The sequence below is a fragment of the Bradyrhizobium sp. genome (assembly GCF_049519115.1).
Lineage (GTDB): Bacteria > Pseudomonadota > Alphaproteobacteria > Rhizobiales > Xanthobacteraceae > Bradyrhizobium.
Window position 1 is genome coordinate 1 of the sequence record NZ_JBEKRB010000109.1, and the last position, 9,674, is coordinate 9,674.

A 9,674-nucleotide genomic window follows, 5' to 3' on the forward strand; every position below is an offset into this window, starting at 1 on the left:
CGCTTCGCCAATACCCTCACGGGTATCTGCGCATGACTCGGGGTCGATGCGGTTCGCTACTCCTTCATCGTGATGGACTTGCACCATCTACTCCTTGCCGGTCTCCCGGCGCACTCCGGTCTGCCCCTAACAACGGATCTTATCAAATCGACCGAGGCCTCGGCGCGAGCCAAGCTTTTGAACCGCAATCAGGTTCTTTTTGATCTTATCGAATATTGCCAGCGAATTTACGAAATAGCACTTATTCAAACGATTTCGTCGAGCTCTTTTTTGCCAATCGTTTGATGAAAAAGCTTTTGGTCTATGATCGACAGGAAGTCGTTAACTGGCAAAGACTCACTTCTCTTCATGAGGTGCCTGATCTCAAAGCCGCCGTCGATGCTTAGCGTATTTAGTGATGCAACGACCCACTCGATTCCTGACGCACCCGTGAAAGGCAAAAGCAAACGTTCAAATTCAACCTCAACACCGATTATATCATTCACCCTCGAAACGGTATATACCGGCAAACGCCTGCGAACACATTCGGCGTATATTAGTGTTATCCGATCTCTCACTGCTCGCGGAAGATATTCGTGAAGATAGCGGCCCTTGCCGCTTTTACCGTACGCTTGATAGGCGCGCAGACCGTCACTTTCAATCAGGAAGCTTGTCTCGTCGCCGCAAGATTCAACAGAGCAAAAAACGAGATCATCGAGTTCGCGCGGAAGCCCGTCTTGTTTGAAATCATCAAATTTCGGCGGCTGATTTGCCCGCGCATAAAGCCTCAGCCACGAGTTCAACATCGCGCGTTGCCGAATTGATCTGACAACAGAGGGGTTGGCGCTAACAAAATCCATCTTGGTCGCCCAAGCTTCGCGAAGATTAGGTTAAGGCGGGGCAGGTTAAGGTTATATTAAAGTTTAGGCTGCCCAACGCTTTTGATCGGCACAAACCGCATCGGTGGCCGCGTCACGGCCTCGCAGATCGCTGCCGCATCGGCCGTATCGTTCTTGCCACACTTCACGTAGGCTTTGACATAGCTCGGCGGCATGAGCCACGTGTCATGCCCTAGCATCTTGAGTTCGCGTGCCCATTGGTGCGCCGTTGCGCACGCTTCCATGCCGACGACACATAATCGTATCAACACTGGCGCTGGCGCAGGTCTTGGAGCCGTGACCACGGCAGAGGGCGTCAAGACCCAAGAGCAGCTCGAATACATACAAGAGACCGGCGTGGACCTTTTACAAGCCAGCTGCTCGGCCGGCCTTGGGTCAGGAATCTTAGCTTAGAGAGCAGCCCAAGAGTCCGGGTCAAAGTGAGACTTCGAAAGGGAATGCTCGAAATCCGTATGTCCCTCAGCGCCGCTCGACCTGCGACGTGCGCACATCACGCCGCGCCTTCTGCTTGTTGACGGTTGCGCCCGAACGCCGCCAATGTCGCACTCAGTTGCCGGTGCAGTTCGCCGCGCCCGGCTCTGAAAGCGCGGTACCGCGTTTCGCCCATGCCTCCTTCTTTCCGGCCTCTTTTGTCTCAGCCAGCACGATCAGCGCGCCCGCCAATTCGTCGGCGCTGAGTGTGTCTGCCCCAGTAGCGATCACCAGTTCGCCGAGCTGCTGTACCTTGCGGCTCTTGAGGTCACGCGCCTTGTCCCCAAGCGCCTTCAGTTCCCCGTCAAAATCCCGCGGCTTCCGCATGACGTTCTCCAACCGTGTTGATCAAGGGATGATAGGTGAGCTCTGGGCACAATGCTGTAAGGTCCGCGGACGGTTTGAGACGGTGTAATCCCTCCCGAGATTTTTTTGAGGGAGGGCGCGCGTACGCGTCGTTCCGACGTGCGCTCTGCCGTGCCACTGACCTGATCGCGATGGCGATCTATCATCTTCACGTCAAGGTCATTGGCCGCAAGTCTGGCTCCAGCGCGGTAGCGTCAGCAGCCTACCGGTCGGGTTCGCGGCTGCGTGACGAGCGGCTCGATCGCAGCCACGATTTTTCCTCCAAGCGCCGCGTTGTCCATTCCGAGGTGATGCTGCTGGAAAATGCGCCGGAGGCATGGAACGACCGCGAACGGCTCTGGAACGATGTCGAGGCGTTCGAAGTCCGGAAAGATGCACAGCTGGCCCGTGAGGTCGAATTCGCCATCCCGCGCGAACTGACGCAAGCGCAAGGCATTGAGCTCGCCCGCGACTTCGTTCGGGCCGAATTCGTGGATCGGGGCATGATCGCCGATCTCAACGTGCATTGGGATGTGGGCAAGGACGGCATGCCCAAACCCCATGCCCATGTCATGCTGACTATGCGCGCGGTCGACGAAAGCGGTTTTGGGCGGAAGGTGCGGGACTGGAACCGTACCGACATGCTCGAGCGCTGGCGTGAACGTTGGGCAGAACTCGCCAATGAACGCCTGGCCGAACTCGACATTGACGTGCGGATCGACCATCGCAGCCTGGAAGCCCAGGGTATCGCGCTGGAGCCACAAAGCCAAATCGGTGCGCCCGCCAAGCGGATTGAGGATCGCGGCTCTGAGGGCCAAGGAACCGAGAAGAGGATCGAGGCCGCCGCCATTGTATCTGATCGGGCCGAGATGCACCGCGAGATTGCGCGCGGCAACGGCGCGCGGATCATCGCCGACCCTTCCCTTGGGCTGGACGCGATCACGAAGCAGCAATCGACCTTTACGCGGCGCGACATGGCGAAGTTCGCGCACCGCCACAGCGACGGGATCGATCAGTTCAACGACGTCATGGGCGCGATGCGCAATGCGCCCACTCTGGTCGAACTCGGCAAGGATATCAGCGGCGAAGACCGCTTCACCACACGCGCCATGATCGAGGCGGAACAGCGCCTGCACCGCGCCGCCAAACTCATGGCGGAACGGGAACGCCATGCAGTGAACGATGCCGGCAGGCGGGCCGCGCTGGCGCGTGCGGAAGCGCGCGGTCTTATCCTTTCGGGCGAGCAGGATGATGCGCTGGCGCATATCACGGACGGGCGCGATCTCGGGATCGTGGTCGGCCATGCCGGCACCGGCAAGAGCGCGATGCTGGGCGTGGCGCGGGATGCCTGGGAAGCGGCGGGCTACGAGGTCCGTGGCGCTGCACTGTCCGGCATCGCTACCGAAAACCTTGAGAGCGGATCGGGTATCGCGTCTCGCACCATCGCCAGCCTGGAGCATGGCTGGGGACAGGGCCGCGGCCTACTCACGACCCGCGACGTGCTGGTGATCGACGAGGCGGGCATGGTCGGCACACGGCAGTTGGAACGCGTGCTGTCCCATGCCACTGAGGCCGGCGCCAAGGTCGTGCTGGTCGGAGATCCCCAGCAACTGCAGGCAATAGAAGCAGGCGCGGCCTTTCGCTCGATCCATGAGCGTCACGGCGGCGCGGAGATCGGCGAGGTGCGCCGCCAGCGCCAGGACTGGCAGCGGGACGCCACGCGTGATCTCGCCAGTGGCCGAACCGGCAACGCGCTGGAAGCCTATCGCTCCCACGGCATGGTGCATGGTGCCGAGAGCCGCGAGCAGGCGCGCGGCGATCTGATCGATCGCTGGGACCGCGACCGTCAGGCGTCACCGGAGCGGAGCCGGATCATCCTCACCCATACCAATGACGAGGTGCTCGCCCTCAACGAGGCTGCGCGGACACGGATGCGGGCCGCGGTCGATCTGGGCGACGAACTGCCTGTGACGGTCGAGCGCGGCGCGAGAAACTTCGCCAGCGGGGATCGCTTGATCTTCCTGCAAAACGAACGAAGCCTTGGCGTCAAGAACGGCACCCTCGGCACCATCGAACAGGTGAGCGCGCGGTCCATGACCGTTCAGACTGACGACGGCCGATCCGTGCAGTTCGACCTCAAGGACTACAATCGGATCGACCATGGCTATGCCGCGACCATCCATAAGGCGCAGGGCATGACGGTGGACCGCGCCCATGTGCTGGCAACCCCTGGCATGGATGCCCATTCTAGCTATGTGGCCCTGTCGCGGCACCGCGATGGCGTAGAGCTGCATTACGGCCGTGACGATTTTGCCAATCCGGACCGGCTCGTTCGCACCCTGTCGCGTGACCGGGCCAAGGACATGGCCTCGGACTATGAGGAGCGCGATCCGGCGCAAAGCTATGCCGAGCGGCGTGGACGTCGCCGAGATCGTGCGCGAGGTCGTACCGGAGAAGGTACCCAATATGTTTGACGGCCTTCGCTCTCCTTCAGATGTGCCCGGCCCGGATGGCGGACGACGGCCGGAGCGGGAAGCGCCGGAAAGGGACAGGAGCGGTTCGGCAGCCGAGCGCCGCGAAACCGAAGCACCGGAAATGAAGGTGGCGGAAGACCCCGAAAAGGAAATGCGCCGGTTGCGTACCCGAGCGCTCGTGCGCCATGCCCGAGCCGTGGATGCGATCTTCGATATGCAGGAGCTGGGCTTCGATGCAACTCCCGAGCAGCTGAAAGAATTGCAGCAGGCCCGGAAGGTCTTCGAGAAGGTGCGGCCGTATGGCTCGCACGATGCCGAAGCCGCCTACAAGAAGAACCCGGATCTTGTGCGCGAGGCGGCTGGCGGCCGGCTCAACCGCGCCATCCGCGCGCTCCAGCTTGAGACCGAACTGCGTATCAATCCGGACCGTCGCGCCGACCGCTTCGTCGACGACTGGCAGAAGCTCGACCAGGCCAGTCGGCGCCGGTTTCAGGCGGGCGACATCTCCGGCTACAGGTCCGCACGCTCGGCGATGGCCGATATGGCGAGAAGCCTTGAACGCGATCCGCAACTGGAATCGCTCCTCGCCAACCGCAAGAGGGAGCTCGGCATCGCCTTCGAATCAGGCCGCCGGCTTGGCCTTGAACTCGCCTTCAGCCACGGCATCGACCTTGGCCGAGGTCGAAGCAGGGGTATCGAAATTTGAACTATCCGATTTACCACCAACTCTGCGCCATAGTACGGCGACGCAAAAAACCCTCTTGCGTGCCGTCGAATGCGTGGCGTGTCTGGTCTCGGCAGCCGTCAGTAGGAGGCAGCATGACCATGCGCCAACCAGATCGGATCATCCGTCTTAAAACCGTGCTTTCTCGGACCGGGCTGTCCCGGTCCACGATCTACCGCAAGATTGCCGAAGGCACGTTCCCGGCACAGCTCAAGATCAGCACCTACGGGACCGGGTGGCACGAATCCGACATCAATCGCTGGATCGCCGATCCAGTGTCCTGGCGTCCGAAACGCCAATTCGATGAGGTCTGATGAGGTGCAGCCGCAGTTGCCTAATTAGCGCGCGCTGCCACTTCAGGTCACGCGTGGACGGCGGCCTTGGCGAAAACTTTCTGCGGCTTGCAGCGTTGGTCGGGCGCGGTCACGTGTCCGGCCCGTTGGTGTCGCAAGTTGGCCGCTGTGCCTAATGTTCTGCTCGGAGCGGGTCCGAATCCAAAGCCCCTACTTGGAACAAAATGCCTGTGCGCGCCTCTCAAATCGTACCAACCTCATTTAGGTCCTCCTGTAGCTACCAGCTAGATAGCTTATGAGGCCGAGTGGTTGAAAACTCCGTTTCTTGTTCTCAATTCGAAAATCGCCATGTCCACGTGATCAAGATTTTCAAAGCCGCGGGCTTGCGGACTATCGGAATGTATTGGTCAGCGTGCCGAGATGACTGATCGAGATCGACACGCTGTCGCCGGTACGGAGAAATTTTGGCGGGTTAAAACCAAGGCCGACGCCTGCCGGCGTGCCGGTTGCAATGATGTCGCCGGACTTCAAGGTCAGACCTGCGGAAATCGTCGCCACCAACGTCGGGATACCGAAAATCAGGTCGCTCGTATTCGCATTTTGGCGAAGTTCGCCGTTCACCCAGCATTTGACGTCGAGATTCTCGGGATCAAGATCATCACTGGTCGCGATCCACGGGCCCATCGGACAGAATGTGTCGAGCGCTTTGCCTAAAAACCACTGCTTGTGATTGCGCTGGCGGTCGCGGGCGGTGACGTCGTTGACGATCGTATATCCGAAGATGTGATCGTAGGCATGCTCCGGCTTGATATCGCGGCCTTCCTTGCCTACGATGAGCGCAAGCTCGGCCTCGTAATGGACGCTGGACGTGATGTGGGGCGTGCAGCTCAACGACATCGTTCGGCCCAACCACTGTGTTTGCGGGCTTGGTGAACACGGCGGGATGGCTGTCAATTTCGGCGCCTTTGACCGCTCCGGCCTCGTAGCCGCTGTTCGAAAATTCGCGGGCGTGGTCACGGTAGTTCTTGCCAACACAGAATATGTTGCGGTGTGGGGCCGGAATCGGCGCCAGCAAGTTGACCTCGGCGAGCGGCCGGGCCTGTGCGCCGCCGCCGGCGGAAGTGCGGATTTCATCGATATGTTCGATGACATCGAACATATCCTTGGCGCCCGGAATCGGCGCAATAGTTGTTTCGGCCTGGTTGATACAGCCGATTTTAATCGCGCCGTTCATGGCATAGCGAGCAAACTTCATAAATCTCTCTTCTTTCAGTACAGACAGCATACGGTGAGCATGGCCGCCCAAGCGTTCATAGGCGTCCGGCCCCGAGCGGACGGACCTGGGTCTCTGGAAGCAGGATCGCCGTCGGGATGATTAGACCGTAGGCCAACACTACGCGCTTTACGAACCATCGGTTTGAACATAGGGAGTGTTGCGTTCAATGACGCCGCCGCATGCGCCGCGCCATGTCCACTCGTGATGGCCTCTCCTGATCAAGATTTCCAAAGTCGCAACGCCCCTGCCCGCTACCGTGCTTCCGTCAAATTTTTGAAAACGCCGGCGACGATTGGAGAAAGCTTATCGAGCTAGTGGGCCGCGCCTTCACGATCCGAAAGCGGCGCATGAGCCCTATGAGGCGTTGGTCCGCGCTATCGCGTATCAGCAGCTGACGGCCAAGGCAGGCGACGCGACGATAAAAACGATCTCGGAAGGCGCCCAGTCGGGGCTGGTCCCTACTCGCGAAGTCGCGGTGAAGATGGACGATCGGGCCCTGATCGAGCGCATCATCTCCGTCAAGGGGATCGGGCGTTGGACCGTCGAGATGCTCCTGATGTATTCGCTGGAGCGCGTGGACGTCCTGCCCGTCGATGATTTCGGCATCCGCAAGGGTTGTCGCATCCTCAAGTCGCTCACAGACGCGCCCAAGCCCAGGGACTTGCTGGAGCTCGGAAAAGGCGCTCGCACCGCACCGGACCGTCGCGTCCTGGTAACTGTGGCGCGTTCCACGCGAACGCGGCAAATCCCTCAAGACTTAGGCTCGATCGACATTCGTCGTATCCCGCTCGCAGCGTCGGATCCTGTCGAGGCGGCGTGCTTTCGGAAAGCGGGTGGTTAAGGCCGCCGAGAACCCGCTATCGATAGGGTCTGACGCCTTTAACAATCGAGGCTCAGGATTTACGAAGGAATAAAAATGTCAGCGAAATCGCAGGCTGCATCTATTCGGCCGCGCCGGCGGCGGCCGTGGGCCGCGCGGTAAGATGTGATGCGGCGCTCCAAGGAGTGCCGCATCACATTTCATTCGTAGCGCATTCCACGGAGAATTCGTTCATGTCATCGGTATCCTTATGGCGGGTTTCTCCTGTCGAGCAGTTCGCAACGGAGATTAGTTGAGACTGGCAATTCGCACGTGCCAGTGTCGCAGCAACTGTCGCGCTTTTTCTAGATTCATACCGGCGAACTGTTCCTGGGCCTTCATCAGCTCCAGCGAGCCCATTGAGCCACCTGCATATCGGCACTGTAGGATCGCGCGAACTGTTTCCCAGCCAATTTGCGCCACCTTGCACGGCACGAGGACCCCATCATCGCGAAGGCTCTGCATCAGCGGCCGGACGACTTCAACACGCGATCTCGACAGCTGCGCGAGCGCTACGATGGTTTCCTCATACTTCCGCCGTTCCGCAAACGCCCGCAAAGCATGTTCATCGAGAATCCCCTTACTCTCCAAAGATGCCACCAAGCGCTTGGCTTCGCTAAAGTCGTACACCTCCGACATGTCGCGATTCGCGCTTGCTGCGGCGACATCAACCGCTCTTCTTATTTCCTCAAAGAGATGACTTGGTGCACGCGACAAAAGCCGCATCCGAACCGCCTCAGTTGCTTTGCGTAACAGTTGATCGCGCAGCTCTGATGGCAGATCGATACGAATGCCAGTTTGTACGGCCAGTTCAGGATCCAACTCTGCTTGCGCCACAACAATTGCGAAACCGGCTGCGGATATTTTCGCGCCTGGGTTATTTACAATTCGACGACTGACGGATGGATAGCCGCGGGCTAGAAGCGCATCGGTAATTACCTCTTTCAATTGCCAGCGTGATGCTATTGCGAGGACATGCCTTTCACTCTTGTGACGAGCCAAATCGACCAGGTCCGCCGCGGTTAGACAGGCAGATTCCCTTAAGACCGGCTCGGCGATGCTGATTTCGTCATTTCGGGCGAGCCTGCGGACCGTCGATGGAGGCGCCTGCGAAATGTGTGAGAGCTGTTCGCTGAACTCGGCGAGAGCAATGCGAGCGCTAATGTCCGCAATCGCCCGAAACTCAATCGTCTTGATAAGCCGCTCGAAGACGTTGTCGAATAATTCGACCTGCTCTGAACCGTAACGTCCCGCAGACGATAAGAACAAATCCGCCACTCGCTTGAACGTCTCGATACCACTGCTGTGCGAGCCTTTCCTTAAGGCTTCTTCCACGTCATCGACGATTGATAGATCTGCATCTGGCATCGCTCATCCTGAGCGTCGTGGAGCACTTTTCTAAGCGAGCGCAAACGGTACTTGGAATGCTTGAAGGATGCGTAAAGCGCGTCGGTGAGGCCGCCCCTGCCCAAAAATTGGGTTCGTTTTGTCAAAACGATCGCGGGCCTTTACTTGCGATCGTGGCCTATGCCGCCTTGGAAATCATCCATTCTTCGGAAAACGGGCCCTCGGCGGAACTGGCGGAATGGAAAGCTCTGACCTAGAATTTATTATTACAATCATGTACTTAAATGGCGCTTAAATGGCTGACCGCTTTGTGCGATGAGGACAGTCTCTTCAATCTTAAATTGGATATTGTTGTTGTCGACGGTGACATTGTCGAACGTCGCACCGCCGGTCTCGATCTCAACGGCCCCCTCAATTCCGTTTACCGGAAAGTCAACGTGTATGACCAGCGTGCCGTCAGTCACCGTCGTGCCACGCTCGAGCACGAGCGAAATTATTGGGGTGCCTGGTCCGGCCGAATCAACCTGGATGGTTCCCGAATTCATTACATCGACGTCATTCAACGTGGCGCCGACGCCCGTTACCGGATTCTCGAAGTCGAGCGTCGCTCCTCTGGCGACCGACATCGCGACACCGTCCACCTCCACTCAGCTTTGAAACGTGACGGCCCCATTTATATCAATTGCGCCGGCGAAACTGCCACTGACGGCGGATCCGTTCAGTGCAAGGCTGTTGCCGCTTCCGCGCTGGGAATTGCTGCTGGCAACGTCGGTGAAATCGTACCGGTGATTGTGCCGTTGCTCAGGGCCGTGACCGTGCTCGCAATGGACACTTCGCCATCGTTCAAGAAGGCATTGCCGATTGTGCTTGGACCGGCGACCGCGATGCCGCCGAATAATGCTGGCTCGCCGGTTCAGCTGGCCGTGCCGTCATTGATGGGTTTAAAAGGGCAACGCACCCCGGGGCTGCTACTGTTTTCCGGACGATTTGAACCGTGAAACGAGAAT

General features: G+C 59.1%; 6 protein-coding genes and 4 pseudogenes. 4 read left to right on the plus strand and 6 right to left on the minus strand.

All coding sequences use genetic code 11. The features are described 5' to 3' along the window. Positions 1-245 precede the first annotated feature (245 nt). From ABSE61_RS34830 to ABSE61_RS34840, 3 genes and pseudogenes are all read right to left on the minus strand, one after another. The gene (locus tag ABSE61_RS34830) at positions 246-839 is read right to left on the minus strand and encodes a hypothetical protein (protein ID WP_423875716.1); all 594 of its coding nucleotides are present in this window, start codon (positions 837-839) and stop codon (positions 246-248) included. A 68-nt stretch (positions 840-907) separates the two neighbouring features. Continuing rightward, positions 908-1,114, minus strand: a pseudogene (locus ABSE61_RS34835) (IS110 family transposase); the annotation flags it as partial. Positions 1,115-1,393: 279 nt separating this feature from the next. Then, positions 1,394-1,676: pseudogene (locus ABSE61_RS34840) on the minus strand (conjugal transfer protein TraD); the annotation flags it as partial. Between the two features lie 170 nt (positions 1,677-1,846). Between ABSE61_RS34840 and traA the strand changes: the two are divergent. Together traA and ABSE61_RS34850 are read left to right on the plus strand one after the other, a co-directional pair. Beyond that, positions 1,847-4,874: pseudogene (gene traA / locus ABSE61_RS34845) on the plus strand (Ti-type conjugative transfer relaxase TraA). A gap of 119 nt (positions 4,875-4,993) precedes the next feature. Next, positions 4,994-5,206 carry a helix-turn-helix transcriptional regulator gene (locus ABSE61_RS34850; protein WP_423875721.1) on the plus strand — a complete coding sequence of 71 codons (213 nt, stop codon included), beginning with the start codon at positions 4,994-4,996 and terminating at the stop codon, positions 5,204-5,206. Between the two features lie 369 nt (positions 5,207-5,575). On the opposite strand, the gene ABSE61_RS34855 is transcribed toward ABSE61_RS34850, so the two are convergent. Together ABSE61_RS34855 and ABSE61_RS34860 are read right to left on the minus strand one after the other, a co-directional pair. Beyond that, complete coding sequence (locus ABSE61_RS34855; RefSeq protein WP_423875717.1) at positions 5,576-6,076, minus strand: fumarylacetoacetate hydrolase family protein; 501 nt, start codon at positions 6,074-6,076, stop codon at positions 5,576-5,578. Between the two features lie 49 nt (positions 6,077-6,125). Further along, positions 6,126-6,470: pseudogene (locus tag ABSE61_RS34860) on the minus strand (DUF2437 domain-containing protein); the annotation flags it as partial. Between the two features lie 355 nt (positions 6,471-6,825). Here ABSE61_RS34860 and ABSE61_RS34865 point away from each other — a divergent pair. After that, entirely contained in the window at positions 6,826-7,302 is a 477-nt protein-coding gene (locus ABSE61_RS34865) for a DNA glycosylase family protein (RefSeq protein WP_423875718.1), read from the plus strand. 267 nt (positions 7,303-7,569) lie between these two features. On the opposite strand, the gene ABSE61_RS34870 is transcribed toward ABSE61_RS34865, so the two are convergent. Next, positions 7,570-8,688, minus strand: coding sequence for a DUF2336 domain-containing protein (locus ABSE61_RS34870; protein ID WP_423875719.1), 1,119 nt, complete (start codon positions 8,686-8,688; stop codon positions 7,570-7,572). A 263-nt stretch (positions 8,689-8,951) separates the two neighbouring features. Between ABSE61_RS34870 and ABSE61_RS34875 the strand changes: the two genes are divergently transcribed. Beyond that, positions 8,952-9,665 (plus strand): hypothetical protein, encoded by a 714-nt coding sequence (locus tag ABSE61_RS34875; protein ID WP_423875720.1) that lies wholly within the window; start codon positions 8,952-8,954, stop codon positions 9,663-9,665. Positions 9,666-9,674: the final 9 nt, after the last annotated feature.